This window comes from Paraprevotella xylaniphila YIT 11841 (genome assembly GCF_000205165.1).
In the GTDB taxonomy this organism is placed as follows: domain Bacteria; phylum Bacteroidota; class Bacteroidia; order Bacteroidales; family Bacteroidaceae; genus Paraprevotella; species Paraprevotella xylaniphila.
On sequence record NZ_GL883825.1, the window covers coordinates 1 to 19,882 of the forward strand.

At 48.7% G+C, this 19,882-nt stretch carries 16 protein-coding genes; 9 read left to right on the forward strand and 7 right to left on the reverse strand.

The genetic code is table 11. The features are described from left to right. Positions 1–238, forward strand: a 238-nt coding sequence (locus HMPREF9442_RS16505; RefSeq protein WP_216593086.1) for a hypothetical protein, incomplete at its 5' end; no start/stop codon positions are given. Positions 239–611: 373 nt separating this feature from the next. Here HMPREF9442_RS16505 and HMPREF9442_RS16995 read toward each other — a convergent pair. Then, the gene (locus tag HMPREF9442_RS16995) at positions 612–998 is read right to left on the reverse strand and encodes a reverse transcriptase domain-containing protein (RefSeq protein WP_494545876.1); all 387 of its coding nucleotides are present in this window, start codon (positions 996–998) and stop codon (positions 612–614) included. 657 nt (positions 999–1,655) lie between these two features. On the opposite strand from HMPREF9442_RS16995, the gene HMPREF9442_RS03095 reads away from it, so the two are divergent. Together HMPREF9442_RS03095 and HMPREF9442_RS03100 are read left to right on the forward strand one after the other, a co-directional pair. Continuing rightward, positions 1,656–3,359: a glutamine--tRNA ligase/YqeY domain fusion protein gene (locus tag HMPREF9442_RS03095; protein ID WP_008625241.1), complete on the forward strand. Its 1,704-nt coding sequence runs from the start codon at positions 1,656–1,658 to the stop codon at positions 3,357–3,359. Between the two features lies 1 nt (position 3,360). Then, positions 3,361–4,836: a tetratricopeptide repeat protein gene (locus HMPREF9442_RS03100; protein WP_008625242.1), complete on the forward strand. Its 1,476-nt coding sequence runs from the start codon at positions 3,361–3,363 to the stop codon at positions 4,834–4,836. A 43-nt stretch (positions 4,837–4,879) separates the two neighbouring features. Here HMPREF9442_RS03100 and HMPREF9442_RS03105 read toward each other — a convergent pair whose 3' ends face one another. Next, a complete protein-coding gene (locus tag HMPREF9442_RS03105) occupies positions 4,880–5,941 on the reverse strand; it encodes a mannose-1-phosphate guanylyltransferase (RefSeq protein ID WP_008625244.1) in 1,062 nt (353 codons plus the stop codon). 145 nt (positions 5,942–6,086) lie between these two features. Between HMPREF9442_RS03105 and thiD the strand changes: the two genes are divergently transcribed. From thiD to fldA, 4 genes are all read left to right on the forward strand, one after another. Next, a complete protein-coding gene (gene thiD, locus HMPREF9442_RS03110) occupies positions 6,087–6,905 on the forward strand; it encodes a bifunctional hydroxymethylpyrimidine kinase/phosphomethylpyrimidine kinase (protein ID WP_008625246.1) in 819 nt (272 codons plus the stop codon). 63 nt (positions 6,906–6,968) lie between these two features. Next, positions 6,969–7,868 (forward strand): ACP S-malonyltransferase, encoded by a 900-nt coding sequence (gene fabD / locus HMPREF9442_RS03115; RefSeq protein WP_008625247.1) that lies wholly within the window; start codon positions 6,969–6,971, stop codon positions 7,866–7,868. Positions 7,869–7,945: 77 nt separating this feature from the next. Continuing rightward, on the forward strand, positions 7,946–9,637 hold the full coding sequence (locus HMPREF9442_RS03120; protein WP_008625249.1) for an alpha-amylase family protein: 1,692 nt from the start codon (positions 7,946–7,948) through the stop codon (positions 9,635–9,637). A 173-nt stretch (positions 9,638–9,810) separates the two neighbouring features. Next, on the forward strand, positions 9,811–10,317 hold the full coding sequence (gene fldA, locus HMPREF9442_RS03125; protein WP_008625251.1) for a flavodoxin FldA: 507 nt from the start codon (positions 9,811–9,813) through the stop codon (positions 10,315–10,317). Between the two features lie 262 nt (positions 10,318–10,579). Here the strand turns inward: fldA and HMPREF9442_RS03130 are convergent, their stop codons facing one another. From HMPREF9442_RS03130 to serB, 3 genes are read right to left on the reverse strand one after another with little or no spacing between them, the layout of a single operon-like run. Beyond that, positions 10,580–11,062, reverse strand: coding sequence for an alanyl-tRNA editing protein (locus HMPREF9442_RS03130; RefSeq protein WP_008625253.1), 483 nt, complete (start codon positions 11,060–11,062; stop codon positions 10,580–10,582). Next, positions 11,059–11,901 carry a hypothetical protein gene (locus HMPREF9442_RS03135; protein WP_008625255.1) on the reverse strand — a complete coding sequence of 281 codons (843 nt, stop codon included), beginning with the start codon at positions 11,899–11,901 and terminating at the stop codon, positions 11,059–11,061. The genes HMPREF9442_RS03130 and HMPREF9442_RS03135 overlap by 4 nt, the downstream gene beginning before the upstream one ends. Before the next feature lie 5 nt (positions 11,902–11,906). Next, entirely contained in the window at positions 11,907–13,142 is a 1,236-nt protein-coding gene (gene serB / locus HMPREF9442_RS03140) for a phosphoserine phosphatase SerB (RefSeq protein ID WP_040602567.1), read from the reverse strand. Positions 13,143–13,441: 299 nt separating this feature from the next. Between serB and HMPREF9442_RS03145 the strand changes: the two genes are divergently transcribed. Continuing rightward, positions 13,442–15,058, forward strand: coding sequence for an RluA family pseudouridine synthase (locus HMPREF9442_RS03145; protein WP_420850110.1), 1,617 nt, complete (start codon positions 13,442–13,444; stop codon positions 15,056–15,058). Positions 15,059–15,083: 25 nt separating this feature from the next. Here HMPREF9442_RS03145 and HMPREF9442_RS03150 read toward each other — a convergent pair whose 3' ends face one another. Then, positions 15,084–16,103, reverse strand: a complete 1,020-nt coding sequence (locus HMPREF9442_RS03150; RefSeq protein WP_040602562.1) for an aldo/keto reductase — start codon at positions 16,101–16,103, stop codon at positions 15,084–15,086. A gap of 124 nt (positions 16,104–16,227) precedes the next feature. Here HMPREF9442_RS03150 and HMPREF9442_RS03155 point away from each other — a divergent pair, with 124 nt between their 5' ends. Continuing rightward, on the forward strand, positions 16,228–17,799 hold the full coding sequence (locus tag HMPREF9442_RS03155; protein WP_008625264.1) for a glycoside hydrolase family 30 protein: 1,572 nt from the start codon (positions 16,228–16,230) through the stop codon (positions 17,797–17,799). Between the two features lie 506 nt (positions 17,800–18,305). On the opposite strand, the gene HMPREF9442_RS03160 is transcribed toward HMPREF9442_RS03155, so the two are convergent. Continuing rightward, a complete protein-coding gene (locus HMPREF9442_RS03160; protein ID WP_253271003.1) occupies positions 18,306–19,865 on the reverse strand; it encodes an oligosaccharide flippase family protein in 1,560 nt (519 codons plus the stop codon). Positions 19,866–19,882 lie beyond the last annotated feature (17 nt).

Consider the following 19,882-nt stretch of genomic DNA (forward strand, 5'->3'; position numbering starts at 1 on the left):
GAACGCGAACAGCACGTTTATATCCCGTATACCACGCAGCCTCTCCCAACCGAACAGAAAAGCACACCCGGCTGAAAGCGGTTTCACAACCGGCGCACAAAATGGAGACCGACGGAAAAGGCAAAAGACAAGCACGCAGGGAAAGGGCCAACACACTCGGAACCGCAGCCAGGAATTATCCGGAAGAAAAACGGGGCACATCCCGAAAGGCAACAAATATGCTGAAAATAATGTTTAACTCGTCCAATTTTTGGAGGCACTTCATTCTGACAAATGGGATAGGATAAAAGGCCACCGGTCCCAACGAGAGAAACAACACAACATAAAGCGAAAAACACAAAATGCCCCCGCAACATTCATTAAAAACAGAATACGAAAGCTCAAACTGCCCTCTACTCACCATACAAAAAGCACCGACATATACATCGGGTAGGAGGAACGGGATTAATTCCCACTACGACCTCTCACACCACCGACGTGCCGTCCGAAATACGGTGGTTCCTTAATTAACCTTTAAACCCAGATGGCAGTACATCTTAAAAGTAGGATAACCGGCTCGGAGCAAACGTTCATCCGACAAAACCTTATGTACAGTGAGATGACTTGCCAACTTAAAATAGTGGATACCAAATCAAACGTTGTTTACGATATTCGTAGCCCCAACCGTTATTACGGCTAGTGAGCCCACGTATCTTACTTTTCATCTTCTTGATACTATCGCCATGAATGTAGAATTGGCATTTGCCATTACTACGACCAAAGATATAGGAAAGGAATTTGATGTCACGTATATAAGCTACATGGGGCTTCTCCTTATTCACCTTTAAAAAAAGCTTCGTTTCAATAAAGGGAAGCAGATTATCCAATGTACGCTGCGCGGAACGACGGCTTTTACAAAAGATGACCAAGTCATCAGCATACCGAACGAACAAATGCCCGCGTTTTTCCGGTTCCTTGCCTAACTCATTAAGAATTATATTGCTTAACAAGGGACTCAATGGACCACCCTGAGGGTCCCCGACTGAACTCTACTCTTTCTTGCATCCTATAAATACACCGGAGTTCAGATATTTATGAATAAGAGATATAGCACGACCGTCTTTGATAGTACGCGACAAAATTTCTATCAATTTACTATGACAGACTGTATCAAAGAATTTCTCCAAATCCATATCGACCGTGAACACATAACTAGCAGAGACATATTCGCCACACTTTAATAGCGCATCATGAGCACTACGATGAGAACGAAAACCATAGTTGGTTGGTGAAAATTGGGGGTCATAAAGAGGTTGGAGCACTGATTCCCACTATCAGGACTCATTCGGGACTTCGCCCTATAGCGTACGCCCATGCTAAGTATACCAATAAGAGGACGTGTCATCGCGACACATCCTCTTTCCATAATCTCATATAGGTATTAGTTTTTTTTAAGGTAAAAAGATTGTTTTCAGAATAACTTTTGCAAATATCGGGTTTTCTAGCCAACTACACAAATAAAAAAGGATGTTTCTTAGCATAAAAAAGAACATTCACTTTATTCTCTTTAAAAAACTCTTCTTATACCTTATTATTATAGGAAATACGAAAGTGATTTCCATTTTTTAATAGTATCTTTGCAAGCATTATTGATAATTACGCAAAACAGATTGGTTATGACTGAAACAACTCATGCTGAATCATCAGAAAAGAAAGGACTTAATTTCGTAGAAGAAATAGTGGTGGAAGACCTGAAGGCAGGCAAGAACAACGGACGACTGCAAACCCGCTTTCCACCGGAACCTAACGGGTATCTACATATCGGACATGCAAAAGCGATTTGTATGGACTTCGGCATCGCGGAAAAATACGGCGGTGTGTGTAACCTAAGATTGGATGACACAAACCCTATCAAGGAAGACACGGAATACGTAGAGGCCATCAAGGAAGACATACAGTGGTTGGGATTCAAATGGGGAAAAATCTATCATGCTTCAGACTATTTCCAACAACTGTGGGACTTTGCCGTCAGATTGATTAAAGAAGGCAAAGCCTACATCGACGAACAAAGCAGCGAACAGATTGCCGAACAAAAGGGGACACCGACGCAACCCGGTACGCCGAGTCCCTATCGTGACCGTCCCATAGAAGAAAATCTAGAGCTGTTTAACAAGATGAACAGCGGCGAGGCTGAAGAAGGTTCCATGGTGCTGCGTGCCAAGTTGGACATGGCCAACCCGAACATGCACTTCCGCGATCCCATCATTTACCGTATCATCAACAAAGAGCACCATCGCACGGGCAGCAAGTGGAAAGCCTACCCGATGTATGACTTCGCGCACGGGCAAAGCGATTATTTCGAAGGAGTGACCCACTCCATCTGTACGTTGGAGTTTGTCCCCCACCGTCCGCTCTATGACCACTTCATCGACGAATTGAAAGAAGGAAACGACTTGGCAGACCACCGTCCCCGTCAGATAGAATTCAACCGCCTGAACCTGACCTATACCGTCATGAGCAAACGCAAATTGCTTGCGTTGGTAAAAGAAGGCCTGGTAAACGGATGGGACGACCCACGAATGCCGACCCTCTGTGGGTTCCGCCGCCGTGGCTACTCTCCTGAAGCCATCCGCAAATTTATCGATATGATCGGCTACACCAAGTTCGATGCCCTGAACGACTTTGCCATGTTGGAAGCAGCCCTACGTGAGGACCTGAATGCGAGGGCAACCCGTGTCTCGGCCGTACTTAATCCTGTAAAGCTCGTGATTACCAACTATCCGGAAGGGCAAGTGGAAGAACTTGAAACCGTAAATAATCCAGAAAATGAAGCTGACGGAAGCCATATCATCGAGTTTAGCCGAGAACTGTGGATAGAACGCGAAGACTTCATGGAAGATGCTCCCAAGAAATACTTCCGCCTGACTCCCGGCAATGAAGTCCGTCTGAAAAGCGCTTACATCGTAAAGTGTACGGGATGCAAGAAAGACGAAAACGGCAACGTGACGGAGGTCTACTGTGAATACGACCCCATGTCAAAAAGCGGCATGCCCGGTTCGGACAGGAAAGTGAAAGGCACGCTCCATTGGGTGAGTTGCGGACATTGCCAACCGGCCGAAGTGCGCTTATACGACCGACTTTTCAGCATAGAGAACCCAGGAGCCGAAGAACGCGACTTCCGTGAGTTGTTGAACCCAGAGTCACTGAAAGTCCTGCCCCAATGTTATGTGGAAAAATATGCAGCGACCAAAAAGCCGCTTGAATATCTGCAGTTCCAACGCATCGGTTACTTCATGATGGACAAGGACAGTACTGCCGAACATTTGGTATTCAATCGTACCGTAGGCCTGAAAGACACATGGAGTAAGAAAAACAAATAACATGTCGACAGAAGACCTCTCGTATTTTCAAGAAGAAGAATTCAAAAAGAATCTGGCTCTTTACGAGCAGATGTTACAAGGCGGTCAGTCGGTTTATCTGGAAGCAGACGAACTGACTGACATCGCCGAGTATTATCTCGTGCAGAACGACACGGACAAAGCTATGGCGTGTATCCAATACGCCCTGAACATCCACCCCGGTAGCATCGACCCTTTGATTTTTCTGGCCCGGCAAAAGATGTTCAACGGTGACATCGAAGGTGCCAAAACCATACGCGACTGTATTACGGATCCCAATGACCGCGAAGTCATATTCCTTAACGCAGAATTGCTGTTACGCGAAGGAAAAGAACAGGAAGCCACCACATACCTGTCCGAAAAAGCCGAAACAGAAGAAGAAGATGCCGCTTTGTTTGCATACGACACGGCCACACTGTTTTTGGATTACGGCTATTTGGAACAAGCAGCTCAATGGGGACAACGGGCACTCGATATGGAACCGGACAACGAGAAGTTTTTGAAGTTCAAGGCAGACCACCTCATCTCTTCCAACCGTCCGAAAGAAGCCATCGAGATATTAAACAGTTTGTTGGACATCAACCCATACAACCTCAATGCATGGCACTCATTGGGCGAAGCCTATTTCGTATGCGAAGACTTTTCCAAGACCATGGAAACGGCTGATTTTGCATTGGCCATAGACGAGCACGACGCCCAAGCTCTTTTGCTGAAGGCCAACAGCCTGCTTCAACAACAGAATCTCGATGAAGCCCACCAACTTTATCTCCGATATTTCAAGGAACATCCGTCCAATGAAATTCCCTATCTTTTCGACGGGGTGTGCCTCTCCGCACTTGAACGCTACGACGAAGCTTTAAGCCAATTACTTAAAGCAGAAGAATTATCCCAAGGTTACTCTCCGGAGCAGCAACATATATATGCCAACCTTTCGGATGTGTACAGCAAGCTGTATGATACAGACAAAGCCTTTGAATATATCGACAAGATAAAAGAAATAAATCCGGATTACGACACAGACTTATACAAAGGGCATATCCTGATGCAAAATGCGAGAGAAAACGAAGCCCTCGAATGCTACAACACGTTTATCCAAAGCCACGAAGACCCCTCGGAGGCTCATTTCCTCGTCGGCTTGTCTTTAGTGGAAAACAAACTGTACGAAAAGGCAAGGGAACATTTCTTGTATATGCTGAATCGCGATGCTTCACAAGACGAGGAAAGCCAAAAAGCATACGCTTATTTGGCCTATTGCGCGCTGATGCAAAACCGTTATCAGGAATTCATTGCTTTCCTGAAAATTGCTTGTGAAAAAGCCCCCGAAGCATTGGAATACACCGTGGGACGATTCATCCCGGAAGAAGTGGAAGCCAAGGATTTCTATCAGTACGTCTTAACTCACAGCGACGTATTTACACACTTCAACCCGGATTCATCTGCCCCTGTAAAACCCATGTGAAAAGAAGCTTTTGCACCGTCTCTCCACATGGGTATATTTCCTCTCATTCGCTGAACTGCTTGATGCGTTGCTCTTCCGATAATTTGCAGATGAGCAAAGTATCGTTCTTTTCTGCCACAATGAAACCATCCAGACCTTGTATTACGACTTTTTTCTCCTGAGTGGTATGAATCATACAGTTATGCGTGTCATACACCGAAATGTTCTTTCCGATACAGGCATTACCATAAGCATCTTGCGGCGTATGCTCATGCAAAGAGCCCCACGTGCCTAAATCACTCCATCCGAAGTTGGCCGGAAGCACGAATATCTCTTCCACTTTCTCCATGATGGCATAATCCACCGATATATTCTCACATTTCGGGAAATCACGGTTGATGGCTTCCTGTTCCTGCTCGCTGCCATATATGGGCATAAGCTGCTCGAAAACCTGCGCGATAGCGGGCTGATACACACGGAAAGCATTGACAATCGTGCTGACGTTCCACACGAATATTCCGGCATTCCAGAAATAATTATTCTTTTGGATATATCGGCTTGCCGTGGCAAAATCAGGCTTTTCCTTAAAAGAATCCACCCGATAAATTTCCTTGTTACGTGCCGATGCAAAGCCCAAGTCAGCCTGAATATATCCGTATCCGGTTTCCGGACGGTTCGGCTTCATTCCCAAAGTCAAAATAGAGTCCGTCTCCGAGGTAAAGACCAAACCGGAAGTTATCACACGTTCAAATTCAGCCACATCCATGACGATATGATCGCTCGGTGTGACCACCACATTGGCTTTCGGATTCAACTTTTTGATACGCCAACTCACGTAAGCAATGCAAGGCGCCGTATTCCTTCGGCAAGGTTCCTTCAATATGTTAGATTCCGGAATTTCCGGTAACTGTTCACGTACAATATCCGCATAAGCTTCGGACGTCACCACCCAAATGTTTTCCGGAAAACAAATCCTTTTAAAACGATCAGCAGTCAATTGCAACAACGTACGTCCGCATCCCAATACATCGATAAACTGTTTCGGGCACTCCGGAGTACTCATCGGCCAAAAGCGGCTACCTATGCCACCAGCCATAATTACCAAATGATTATTACTTCTTTCCATGGTTCTATATTCACGAGAATAAGTTAAGTCACAAAATTACAACTATTTTTCTAAATCCATGCATAAATATACACGATATTTTCATCTTCTTTTTCTTTGTTTTATTTGCACGCAGCCAAACATTCGCGTACTTTTGCACATACAAATGAAATATACCACCATTTTAAGCATCGCCGGTTCCGATTGTAGCGGAGGAGCCGGCATTCAGGCAGACATCAAGACGATTTCCGCTTTGGGATGCTATGCTGCCAGCATCGTCACAGCCGTTACCGTACAAAATACATGCGGAGTGAAAAACGTATATCCTATTCCGGCTCAAATTGTCAAGGAACAAATACAGGCCATAACCGAGGATATGCAAATAGATGCCTTGAAAATAGGAATGGTGACGGACGAAAGCATCATAGCGGTCATTGCGGATTTCTTATCAGCCAACTGCTTCCCGGTCGTCTTCGATCCAGTCTTAGTCTCAAGTAGCGGCTACTCTTTGGTAGCCCCCGAAGCGTTGCATGCCATGTGTGACCGTTTAATCCCCCATTGCACTTTAATGACCCCCAACCTGCCGGAAGCCGAAATACTGTCCGGTATCCCTATCCGGGACATAGAAGATATGGCAAACGCCGGACGGCATATCCTTACTTACGGTTGTCGGTCCGTATTAATTAAAGGAGGACATTTGGACGGGGGCGATATGACGGATATTCTGGTCTGCGGCAATACTCCGGAAGACATTCACCGCTACCACTCCGCCAAAATAAACTCCGCTAATACCCACGGAACCGGATGCACGCTTTCTTCTGCTATTGCGGCTTACATCGGCCAAGGCGTCTCCTTACCGGAAGCTGTCGGTTTAGGGAAAAAATACCTCACGGATGCCCTGTTTTACGGAAAAGATGTCACCATCGGAAAAGGACACGGCCCGTTAAATCACTTTTTTAATCCCAAAAAGCTGATGATTAAGTAAGTTTTTATTAAATTTGCAACCAGATTGATGAACAAACATACATTTAGATAAGATTTAAATTATATGAAAGCATTTGTATTTCCCGGACAGGGAGCACAATTTGTAGGTATGGGCAAAGACCTGTACGACAACAATCCGTTGGCAAAAGAACTATTTGAAAAGGCAAACGATATTTTAGGATTCCGCATTACGGATATCATGTTCAGCGGCACGGACGAGGAGTTGAAACAGACAAAAGTGACGCAACCCGCCGTATTCCTCCATTCTGTCATTTCAGCTTTGTGTATGGGAGAAAACTTCACTCCGGACATGGTGGCCGGTCATTCATTAGGAGAATTTTCTGCGTTGGTAGCAGCCGGTGCCCTGAACTTTGAGGATGGTCTGAAATTGGTTTACGCCCGTGCCATGGCCATGCAAAAGGCATGCGAGGCTGCCCCTTCTACGATGGCGGCCATTGTAGGCTTGGATGATGCCACGATTGAGAACGTCTGCGCGGAAATCAATACGGAAAACAATGTAGTGATTCCGGCCAATTATAATTGCCCCGGACAGTTGGTCATCAGCGGCAATGTGGAAGCTGTCAAGGCTGCATGCGAAAAACTGAAAGCAGCCGGTGCCAAGCGTGCACTCTTGTTGCCGGTGGGCGGTGCGTTCCACTCTCCTTTGATGCAACCGGCCAAAGACGAACTGCAAGCAGCCATAGAGGCAACTACGTTCAATACGCCTAAATGTGCCGTATACCAAAACGTAGATGCACAGGCTCATACGGATGCAGAAGAAATCAAAGCCAACTTGATTGCCCAACTCACAGCTTCTGTTCGTTGGACGCAAGAGGTGCAGAACATGATTGCAGCCGGTGCCACGGATTTCACGGAGTGCGGTCCGGGCAAAGTCCTGCAAGGCATGATCGGAAAGATTGCTAAAGGAAATGATGCCGTGACAGCACATGGTATCCAAGCATAAACCAACTTGAACAGCTATCCCCTTGCCTTGGAAAAAACGGCAAGGGGATTTTCATTAACGACTAATCCATTTGATATATGAAAAACAAGATGATTATTTATCAGGTGTTCACCCGCCTTTTCGGAAACGACAAGACGGCATGCACCCCCCACGGCAGCAAGACAGAGAACGGATGCGGGCACTTCGCTGATTTTACCCAAAAAGCATTAACGGAAATCCAAAAGCTTGGAGCAACGCATATTTGGTATACAGGGGTCATTGCACATGCCACACAAACCGACTATACCTCATACGGAATTCCGTCCGATCATCCTGCCATTGTAAAAGGAAAAGCCGGTTCCCCATACGCCATTAAAGACTATTATGACGTAGACCCGGACTTGGCCATAAAACCCGAGAAACGGATGAAGGAGTTTCAAAACCTGATATACCGTACGCATGATGCCGGTTTGAAAGTCATCATCGACTTCGTGCCCAATCATGTGGCACGCCAATATCAATCCGCCAACAGACCTGAAGGCGTGAAAGATCTCGGGGAAGAGGATGACCAAACCCTATCCTTTTCTCCTCAAAACAACTTTTATTATATTCCCGGACACCCGTTTCAACCTGGCTTCGACCTGCAAGGCAGTGCACCGTCCCCATACGAAGAATGTCCGGCCAAAGCTACAGGCAATGATAATTTTTCCCCCTCTCCGGGACGCAACGACTGGTATGAAACGATAAAGCTGAACTATGGAATAGATTATTGCAATGGAGGAGAACGGCACTTCGACCCGATACCTTCCACATGGTTTAAGATGCGTGACATCCTGCTGTTTTGGGCCGGAAAAGGCATAGACGGCTTCCGTTGCGATATGGCAGAGATGGTTCCTGTCGAATTTTGGGCATGGGCCATTCCGCAAGTCAAGTGCCACTACCCTTCTCTTGTATTCATTGCCGAGGTATATAACCCGAACGAATACCGCAACTACATCTATAAAGGAGGATTTGACTATTTATATGACAAGGTCGGATTATACGACACGCTCCGCGGAGTCGTTTGCGGCTATGCCTCTGCGCGTCAGATTACAGGATGTTGGCAAAACGTAGACGACATCAAAGACCGCATGCTGAACTTCCTCGAAAACCACGATGAGCAACGATTGGCCTCTGATTTCTTTGCAGGAAATGCAGAAAAAGGCCGTCCGGCCCTATTGGTCAGCGCATGTATGGGGAAAAATCCCATGATGATTTACTTCGGACAAGAATTAGGCGAACGGGGTATGGACGCGGAAGGATTCAGCGGCAAAGACGGGCGTACCACGATTTTCGACTATTGGCATGTAGATACCATCAGGCGGTGGCGTAACAAAGGTAAATTTGACACCGGTAAACTCACAGCCCAGGAACTTGCCTTGCAGGCATTCTATACCCAAGTGCTTAGATTATGCAACAGAGAAAGAGCTTTGAGGGAAGGGGATTTCTATGACCTGATGTACGCCAATAACGGCTCGGACCTGTTTAATGCCGACAAATGTTATGCTTTTGTCCGGCGTAAAGACAAAGACCTGCTGATTGTCCTTGCCAACTTCGAGGATTCCGAGAAACATACAGCTGCCAACCTTCCCCACCATTTATTCGAATTTTTCCAAATCCAAGAAAAAGGAGAGGTCATAGCAACTGAACTTCTAAGTGGAGATAAAGAATGTATCACGTTCAATGCTAATCAATGCGTACTAACGGACATACCTGCATATAGTGGCAAAATCTTAAAAATCAAGCTATAGTAGCTAAAAAGTAGCCGACGGGAAGTCCAAGGTCATTATTATAGAGTAAAGCGGGAACCTGCAAAATCACCAAATCCGGCGATTGCAGGTTCCCGCTTTACGTTCTACCTTTGCAGTGACAGAAGAAAACAATATGCCATTAATAAACGATTAAACAAAACTACAACAACGAGATGAAAAAAATGACTATTTATTATGGTTCCACCACAGGAACTTGCGAAACCTTGGCCTCCAGTATCGCACAAGCACTGGGCATGAGTAACGACAACGTGCACAACGTAACAGAAATGACCAAGGAAGATCTGGAGAATAACGATGTGCTGATTCTCGGTTCGTCCACATGGGGATGCGGAGACCTGCAAGATGATTGGTACGACGGAGTAGAGATTCTGAAGAAAGCCGACTTGACAGGTAAAAAGGTAGCCCTTTTCGCTTGCGGTGACGGAGAGTCATACGGCGACACATTCTGCGAAGCCATGACCCATATCCACGATGCCTTGGCTGATAGCGGCTGTACCTTCATTGGGAAAGTCCTGACTGCAGACTATACGTTTACTTCTTCTACAGCCGTGGACGGCGATGATTTCATCGGTCTGGCACTTGACGACGTGAACGAGAGTGACAAGAGCGAAGCCCGAATTGCAAACTGGGCTAAGCAAATTGAAGCGGAAATGGCTTAAAGCATACTTAAAAACAAGTAAAGGGCTATAAGGTTGCGACCTGGATAATCATAGATTTTAGCTATTGCAAGACTTTAAATTATCACTTAATTTTGCAACCACAAACGAAACATTCACCCATGGACGCATTATCCGAGAGAAACAGACATAAATGTATCATAATAACCACTTTTCATACAATTTCTTTATATCGTTTTGGATTTAAATTTGGGATTAGGCTCTCGTGAGAGAGCCTTTTTCTATACCTGTCCGTTTGCAGGAACTATTCCCAAACCGCATCCAACAGTTTGAACACAATCCGGAATTGTCCGTCCTTGTAGCTCGTGCTGTTGATATGGAACCGGCCAATCTGTGCCGTATGTTCCACATGGGCACCGATACAGGCGCAGACATCATAATCCCCAACCCTGACCAAGCGCAAGGTATCCTCCGCAGCATCGGGTAATTTGTCGAGCGGAACGTTGTCGGGAACAGCATCACGCGATACGTAGGCGTATGTCACCGGTAAATCAGCCGCAATGACTTCATTCACTTTCCGGGCTATCTCTGCAACCTGCTCTTCCGTCGGCTCATCCGCCAAATCATAGTTAATCTTACTTTTTTTCCGCTCAATATGTGCATTCCCCGACCGTTCGCAACCGAACATCCTGACCATCGTTTGGTTCAGGATATGCTCACAAGTGTGCATCGGAGGGTATTCCAACTTGTTATGGGCATTTAAAGCCACTTCCTTTTCTGTTGTCATTCGTTTCTTTTAATATATTTGTTGAATAAGTCCATACGCAGTCCACCACATTTCACCTTCACGACATGATGTTCGTCCGTCAAGAAACAAGTAGGCGTACCTTGCGCCCCGTATTTTATTTTCATGGGGCTGTCGTCCAACTTAAAATCTGACACAAAAACAAAATCAAAAGGATATGCTTTTTTAACCTCTTGCAAGTCTTTCAATGAGCTGCATGGCCAATAGACCACAATCTGCAAATCTTCCAAAGATGTCTGCCTCCGTAAAAGTTCCAATTCCTTACGACCGCCTTCTCCCATGCACTCCAATCCACCATAAAGCAGCAACACTTGTCGCCCCTTCAGTCCGCGCCAATCAAAGACATTCCCGTCATCCCGATAGCAAGGAAACTCCCATAGGCTATCCTTTTCCTCAATCTGCCGCATACGGATATGTTCCTGAATGTTCCTTCCATAAAAAGACTCGCGCATACCCGTGCCCAACGTATCCAAGATATGTACAAGCACTTTTTTAGGAATATCCAACCGGCACATGTACAGACGCTGCAAACCACTGGGCGTAGAAGCATATTCCATAGCCAACTCCCGGTTTCTTTTTAACGTAGCATCATAAAAGGAATTAAATGCAGCCTGCAAACTATCCTGCATCTCGGGATATTTGTCCCATAATGCAGCCATCTCCTGATGACGCTGTTCGTACGCTCCCCACAGCATGCTATCCTTTCGCAGATACTCTTTCTCCCTCTCCATGTCCTGCGCAACCGAATTTCCAACCGAGAGACCCAAAAATCCCCAAAGGAACAACAAACTTTTTAACTTTATGATACCACGTTTCTCCATCAGTATTACAGTTTCCCCCGTTCTTCCAGATAAGAATCCTTGAATCCTAAGAAGTACAGCACCCCATCAAGCCCCATTGTGTTGATGGACTGCTTCGCATTCGCCACCACACGAGGCTTGGCATGGAATGCAATTCCCAACCCGGCTTCAGAAAGCATGGGCAAGTCGTTGGCTCCGTCGCCCACGGCAATCGTCTGAGCCAGATGCACATGTTCCACTTGGGCAATAAGCTTCAACAATTCGGCTTTACGGCGACCGTCTACAATTTCGCCCACATAACGTCCCGTCAGTTTACCGTCCTCTATTTCCAACTCATTGGCATACACATAGTCTATGTCATATTTGTTCTTCAGGTAATTGCCGAAATAAGTGAACCCACCCGAGAGAATGGCTATTTTGTAACCATACTGTTTCAATACAAACATCAGACGGTCGACTCCCTCCGTAATGGGCAAATGCTGAGCGATATCTTCCATGACCGACACATCCAACCCTTTCAGCAAAGCCACCCGTTGGGTGAAACTTTCCTTAAAGTCTATCTCCCCACGCATGGCCCGCTCGGTAATGGCCCTTACTTGTTCACCTACTCCGGCACGGTCGGCCAGTTCGTCGATGACTTCCGTCTCAATCAAAGTGGAATCCATATCAAAACAAATCAGGCGGCGCATGCGGCGGTACATGTTGTCCAACTGGAATGAGAAATCCATCTCCAGTTCACTGGACAACTTCAACAGTTCCGATTGCATGGCCGCACGGTCTTTCGGTGTACCCCGTACGGAAAACTCGATGCAAGCCCGTATGTTTTCCCGCTGTTCGTCCAATGGAATACGCCCGGTGAGACGCTTGATGGCATCGATGTTCAGCCCCTGTTCGGCCAACACCGAAGTGACGGCCTGTATTTGCAAAGCCGACAGTTTGCGTCCCAACAGAGTCAGGATATAACGGTTCTTGCCCTGCATGTTCACCCAATCTGCGTATTCTTCTTTCTTCACCGGATAGAAACGGATGTTCACGCCCAATTCCGAAGCCTTGAACAGCAAATCCCGCATCACATGCCCGGAGTATTCCTCTGCCGCACGCACCAACAAGCCCAAAGTCAACGTATTGTGTATGTCGGCCTGGCCGATGTCGAGTACCGTCACGTCATACCGGGCTAAAATCCCCATGATGGAAGAAGTCAGTCCGGGACGGTCTTCACCCGTTATTCTTATCAGTATCAATTCCGTATTCGAAGATTCCATAGCTTTATATCCATTTAATACCTGCAAAACTACACAAAAAAGGAGAAAACACAAAGGATACGGACGGAATGCCGGAAAGATTCTGCCCCATTCACCCATCTAAAAGGTATAAGCCACTTTATCCGGCTACAAGTTGGCATTAAAGTAAAGGAAAACTCCCCACCGCTTCAAAAATCCAATTCTGCCCCTCGCGGTTCTTTATTTTTGGTGTAACTTTGTAAACGAAAACAAGGTTCCGAAAATGACAAACAAAGCCTGATCGGGACACGAACCAAGCCACAATGAAAGAAACAGCCTCCATATTCCATCCCTTTACGCCCCAACCGGAAATATCGGACATTCCAGACATGTTTACCTGTCCGTTCCACTACGAACCGCACCCTTTATCCGTATGCGCGGCCGAAGAAGTGTGCCGCTATCTCACGCTCCGCACCGACTGGAAAACGGAACTGGACAAAGGAAAAATGTTTGGCGTATTAGTCGTGCAGAAAGATGGAAAGACAGGCTTCTTGGCGGCTTATTCCGGCATTCTTTGCGGTCGCAACGACCACGGCTTCTTCGTACCGCCCGTTTTTGATTTGTTGCAGCCGGACGGTTTTTTCAAGACAGAAGAAGCACAAATATCCCAAATAAACCACCGTATCGGAATGTTGGAACATAGCGATATGCGTGTCGCACTGCTCCAACAGGCTGCCGACAGGAAAGCAGCCGGCGAACAGGCATTGAAAGAAGCTCGCGACGCATTGAAAGAAGCCAAACGGCAAAGGGATTTGTTACGGGCATCAGACCGCAACGACTTCACGGAAGAACAGCTCACCCGTGAAAGCCAGTTCCTGAAAGCTGAATACAAACGGTTGGAAAAGCAATGGAAAGCCAAACTCGAAGAGGTTGAAACTGCCCTGAAACGGTCCGATGAAGAAATAGAGGCGCTGAAAACCGAACGGAAACACCGCTCCATCCTGCTGCAAAATTGGCTTTTCGCCCAATTCCGCATGCTGAACGCACGGGGGGAGGAGAAAGACCTGTGGCAAATTTTCCGGGAACACGGGCGGACCGTACCGCCATCGGGTGCCGGAGAGTGTGCCGCCCCCAAATTGCTGCAATATGCCTACCGTCACGGCTACCGTCCTTTGGCCATGGCCGAATTCTGGTGGGGGGCTTCGCCGGAAACGGAAATACGCAAACACGGTTACTACTATCCGGCATGCAAAAGCAAATGCGAGCCGATACTCGGCCACATGTTACAGGGGCTGGATGTGGAACCCAACGCCCATGAAAGCAGCAAGCACCTTGACCACGAACCGGAACTCGTCTACGAAGACGAATGGATGGTTGCAGTCAACAAACCGGCCGGCATGCTTTCTGTACCCGGCAAGGGCGATGCTCCTTCCGTATGGAGTTGGGCGCGTGCGCATTTTCCTGAGGCCACGGGGCCGCTCTTAGTACACCGTCTGGACATGGACACCTCGGGAGTGCTCCTCATTGCCAAAGACCCGGAAACGCACCGGCAGTTGCAACAACTGTTTGAAACGCGGCACATCAAAAAAAGGTACGTCGCTTTGCTCGACGGTACGGTAACGGACGACGAAGGCTTTATCCGTCTTCCCCTCTGCCCCAACCCGGACGACCGCCCACGGCAAATGGTGAGCACGGCACACGGCAAAGCCGCCGTCACGCGCTTCGAGGTCTTGTCGCGCAGCTGCGGCCAAACCCGCGTGGCTTTCTATCCCCTCACGGGGCGCACCCACCAATTGCGGGTGCATGCCGCCCATCCGGAAGGATTGGACACCCCTATCGTAGGCGACAACCTGTATGGCCGTCGGGCCTCCCGCCTCTTCCTGCATGCCGAGACCGTGGCCTTCCGCCATTTCAAGACCGGACGTTGGGTCAGCATTACGGCACCGGCCCCGTTCTGACGGGAGGAAAGGCACCAACCGGTGCTCACTGCCCGCCGTCAGGCGTATGGCAAATGGCTTCAATCCGATCCAATTCCTCTTTCGAGAAATCTACTTTCCGCAAGGCCTTCAGGTTGTCTTCGAGTTGTGCCACGGAACTTGCCCCGATAATAACGGATGTAACCAGTTCGTCCTTCAAAACCCAAGCCAAGGACATTTCGGCCAACGTCTGCCCCCGCTCTGCGGCCACCCGGTCCAAGGCTTTGATTTTCCCCAAGACCGCCTCTGTCAGTACCTCGCGTTTCAAGAAACGCCCTTGTGCCATGCGCGAATCTTCGGGCACGCCTTGCAGATAGCGGGACGTGAGCAAACCTTGTGCCAACGGTGAAAAAGCAATAAACCCAACCCCGTACGCCCGGGCCTGTCCCAAAATGCCCTCCTCTTCCGGAGCGCGGTCGAACAGGTTGTAACGCCCTTGGTACAACAGGCAATGCACGTCGCGCGCTTCCAAATAACGGTAAGCCTCTTCGGCCTTGCCGGCCGGATATTTGGAAAGCCCCACATAAAGCGCCTTGCCTTGTCGCACGATGTCAACCAAAGCCTGCATCGTTTCTTCCAACGGAGTCTCTGGGTCGTAACGATGGGAATAGAACACGTCCACATAATCCAACCCCATACGCACGAGGCTCTGGTCGAGACTGGCCATGAGCGACTTGCGGCTTCCCCAGTTCCCGTAGGGGCCGGGCCACATGTCGTAACCGGCCTTGGTCGACACAAACAGCTCGTCGCGATAAGGCTTGAAGGATTTCTTCATGATGAATCCGAAGGTCTCTTCGGCACTGCCATACGAAGGGCCGTAATTGTTCGCCAAATCGAAATGCGTGATGCCATGGTCGAAAGCATAATGCGCCATCGCCAACGAATGGGACAAAGGATTGACGTCACCGAAATTATGCCACAACCCTAAAGAAACTTCAGGAAGGAGCACGCCGCTACGCCCGCTGCGACGGTAGCGCATACCGTTTTCATACCGGTCGGATGCCGGAGAATAAATGGGATTCAACATAAACCTTATAACTGTTTTAGAAGTGTCTGGCGCAAAAATAATGAAAAAACCATAAATCCGCCTGACTCTCCCGGTAAAACTTCCTATCTTTGTCCATTATTATCACATAATAGATTTATTTCACATGAAACACACTTTCAGCGCATGTTGTTGCGCCATCCTGATTTCAATTTCCGCACAAGCGCAAAAAGGCGCTTCCCATTTCGAAATAGATACTCGTACGCCACTACAGACGATGGACGGTTTCGGGGCTTCGGATGCCTGGAGCATGCAACACATCGGCCTGTGGCCCGACAGCGTGCGGTTGCAAACGGCCGACTGGCTATTCAGTACCGAGAATGACAGCAAGGGGCAACCCCTCGGCATCGGGCTTTCGATATGGCGTTTCAACATCGGGGCAGGCAGCCATGACCAAGGACGCGAAAGCGGCATCGGCTCACATAGGATGCGCACGGGATGCTTCCTCCGGCCAGACGGCACGTACGACTGGACACAGCAGCCCGGACAACGCAACTTCCTGCGCATGGCCCAAGAACGGGGCGTAAGGACTTTCATCGGATTTTTCAATTCGCCCCCAGTGTACTTTACCCAAAACGGACTGGCTACCAACACCGGGCGGGGCGGGACGCTGAACCTGAAAACGGAACATTACGGCGATTTTGCCCTATTCGCAGCCAACGTGGTGAAAGGGTTGGAACAGCATGACGGCATCAAGCTCTCCTACGTCTGCCCCGTCAATGAGCCGGACGGCCACTGGAATTGGGTAGGTCCGAAACAGGAAGGCACACCGGCCACCAACCGTGAAATCGCCGGACTGGCACGGGCATTCAGCCAAGCGTTTACCCGGAAAGGGTTGGACACGAAAATCCTCATCAACGAATCGTCGGACTACCGTTGCATGTTCGCCACCCACATGACCGACTGGCAGAGAGGGTATGCCATCCAGTCGTTTTTCTGTCCGGACAGCACGGACACTTATCTGGGCGACACCCCGAACGTGCCGCGCCTCATGGCCGGACACAGTTACTGGACCAACACTCCCTTGGAAGCCCTACGCAGCATCCGCATGCAACTGAAAGACACGTTGGACAAATACAACGTGCAATTCTGGCAAACGGAAACCTGCATCATGGGCAATGATGAAGAAATAGGCGGCGGAGGCGGTTACGACCGTACGATGAAGACAGCCCTATACGTGGCACGTATCATACATCACGACATCGTCTATGCCGGAGCGCGAAGCTGGCAGTGGTGGCGTGCCGTGGGCGGGGACTACAAGGACGGGCTCTTGCGTGAGTTCAGCAACCGCGAGGGGACGGACGGGCACGTGGTGGACTCCAAACTGCTTTGGGCTTTAGGCAACTACAGCCGTTTTGTCCGTCCGGGCGCCACCCGTATGGGCATTACCGCCACCGACAAGACGGGACGAGCCGTGACGGAAGGCGATACAGACCGCACGGGATTGATGTGCACCGCCTACCGGAACGCAGACGGCTCGTGGGTCATGGTCGTAGTGAATTATGCCACCGAAGAGAAAAGCATGACCTTCCACGTGGATGACCGGAAAGTAAAAAGTTGGCAACCCTACCTGACGGCCGAAGGAGCGGGAAAAAACTTGCAGCCTATCGGCAAGGTAGGCAACGGAAAACAAACCGTCATCCCTGCACGCTCGATTGTAACGTTTGTAAGCCGGTAAGACGAACATTTTGTCAGTTTTTCAAGAATCGCCATCAGGCAAAATCCGGCATTTTAGACGGTAAAAGAACAATATGCCTGAATAAAAATGCACCTGAATCGCATATATGCGCTGCCAATCCGCATATATGCAATTCATTTGGCTGAAAGCGATTTTTCATTCACAGCCAAACGGAAAAAAGTTCTCCGCAGATTGAAACGCCTATGGCTTCCACCTGCGCCAAAAACAAGAAGAAAACGGAAATAAAACATGCCGAAAACACTCCATTTTCGTCTGGCTGAAACTTTTTTGCCTACAAAAAAGAAAAACAAAAGGACAAAGAAAAACACTTTCCGCTTACAGCCATCTGAAAACACGGGCGGCAAACATGCCGTTCCGCCCCTCTTTGTAAAGTGCCAAGCGGATTTTCCTGTCCATTTGCCCGAAAGCCGATGCACGAGATTCGCGTATTCCGGCGCGACTTCCCTGCCGGCTGTATATAACGGATTCTCACACGGACAGGTTTGTCATTTTGACAGCCGCCGCCTTTTCCCGAACCGTCCGCCGATTTTTCTTTTCAATTCGGAAAACAAAGTAATCTCCTTACGAATCGCCGAAGCCGAAAGCCACACGCTGACACCTAATACGCATCCGCCTGCTGCGACCTTGAGCCATATTTCGGGCTGCATGCCCAAATACAAAGCCGCCGCCACGCAAAGAAACTGCGCCGCGATGAACGAACGTGCCGCCTTGTCAGACTTGAAGCCGTAGCGTCGCCCGTATACGGCATAAATCATCCACCAATCGAACACTCCGGCCAAAGCCAAGGCAATTCCCGTGCCCAAAATACCCGCGTACACAAAACCGACCATCACGCACACGGCCATAAAGATGTCGTAGGCCGCCTCCATGCACAAATACATGACGGCATCGCCTTTGGCCAACGAAGTATAAGCCACGGGGAGCGTCATCGATTTGAAAAACATGTGCATGGAAGCACACACCGCCATGCCTGTCATCGGTAAAAAAGAAGAGGTATACAACAACCTGACAACCAACGGCATGGATATCATGAATAAAACAAGAAAAGGCGACATGAGCAACACGCAGACTTTTATCTGCCGGTTGATGGCCAGATTCATCCGCCCAGCATCGGCATGTACCGACGACAAACGCGGAAAGTAATCGGCCTCTACTGCCGTGAACACCACCCCGGCGTAGGCAAACACCAGATTATAGCCCATGCCGTACAACCCCACGTCGGACAACGAGCCCCAATTGGTAATGAAAAGCGAAATCCCCATCCCTACCGACATGTTCACCACCATGGCCATGATATAAGGCACGCCAACGCGTACCATGCTCCATCCCTTGCGGAAATACTCCCGGCTCAGCAAGTCCACGCACCAAGGAAAAACAGGCAAGGAAAGGCACAGATGGACGACCATTATCCCGAACGTGCTGACAACCAATGCTGGTACAACTCCCGAAATTCCCCAAAAGCAATAAAAAGGAATCGTCAACAACAAAGTGGCCGCAGCCCCTAACACGGAAATCACAGCCACGCGCTTCAACCGCCGGACGGCTTTCAAGATAGAGATTTCACCCACCGTAACGGCCATAAACCCCATAACGGGAGAAAGCAAACAGAGAGAAAGGATATGGGATGCATCGCCAAAAGCCCAATAACTTATGGCAGGCGACAACAACAGGCACAACAGCATGCCGGCCCCCCCCGTCCATACGCTCCACGTACGCACCACTTCTACCTGCCGGAGAACTTTTTCCGGATGGTTTCCTCCGTAAAATTCCGCAATCTCCTTAATGGAACTGAACGAAATGCCCAGATTCGACGTGTTGTGCAGGAAACCGATGACGCTCTGGTACAAAGCCGAAAGTCCCACTCCGGCTGTACCGAGCAGAACGGCCGCCAATTTGTTACGCACCACGTTGACCAATATCGTAAGCACCTGTATGCCTCCCAGAAAACCCGTGTATTTTACGATGTGGTCGTAAGTCGCGTCTTCCCGGGCTTCCGTTTCTTCCGAGGCCGTCAAACCGTCTTTTATTTCTTGTGTCTCACTCATAATATAGGAGACAAAGA

Excerpts from the sequence above, each read along its gene's own strand:
- HMPREF9442_RS03160 (WP_253271003.1), bottom strand. The coding sequence starts at position 19,865 with ATGAGTGAGACACAAGAAATAAAAGACGGTTTGACGGCCTCGGAAGAA.
- HMPREF9442_RS03155 (WP_008625264.1), top strand. The coding sequence starts at position 16,228 with ATGAAACACACTTTCAGCGCATGTTGTTGCGCCATCCTGATTTCAATT.
- HMPREF9442_RS03150 (WP_040602562.1), bottom strand. The coding sequence starts at position 16,103 with ATGTTGAATCCCATTTATTCTCCGGCATCCGACCGGTATGAAAACGGT.
- HMPREF9442_RS03100 (WP_008625242.1), top strand. The coding sequence starts at position 3,361 with ATGTCGACAGAAGACCTCTCGTATTTTCAAGAAGAAGAATTCAAAAAG.
- fldA (WP_008625251.1), top strand. The coding sequence starts at position 9,811 with ATGAAAAAAATGACTATTTATTATGGTTCCACCACAGGAACTTGCGAA.
- serB (WP_040602567.1), bottom strand. The coding sequence starts at position 13,142 with ATGGAATCTTCGAATACGGAATTGATACTGATAAGAATAACGGGTGAA.
- thiD (WP_008625246.1), top strand. The coding sequence starts at position 6,087 with ATGAAATATACCACCATTTTAAGCATCGCCGGTTCCGATTGTAGCGGA.
- HMPREF9442_RS03120 (WP_008625249.1), top strand. The coding sequence starts at position 7,946 with ATGAAAAACAAGATGATTATTTATCAGGTGTTCACCCGCCTTTTCGGA.
- HMPREF9442_RS03130 (WP_008625253.1), bottom strand. The coding sequence starts at position 11,062 with ATGACAACAGAAAAGGAAGTGGCTTTAAATGCCCATAACAAGTTGGAA.
- HMPREF9442_RS03105 (WP_008625244.1), bottom strand. The coding sequence starts at position 5,941 with ATGGAAAGAAGTAATAATCATTTGGTAATTATGGCTGGTGGCATAGGT.
- HMPREF9442_RS03135 (WP_008625255.1), bottom strand. The coding sequence starts at position 11,901 with ATGGAGAAACGTGGTATCATAAAGTTAAAAAGTTTGTTGTTCCTTTGG.
- fabD (WP_008625247.1), top strand. The coding sequence starts at position 6,969 with ATGAAAGCATTTGTATTTCCCGGACAGGGAGCACAATTTGTAGGTATG.
- HMPREF9442_RS03095 (WP_008625241.1), top strand. The coding sequence starts at position 1,656 with ATGACTGAAACAACTCATGCTGAATCATCAGAAAAGAAAGGACTTAAT.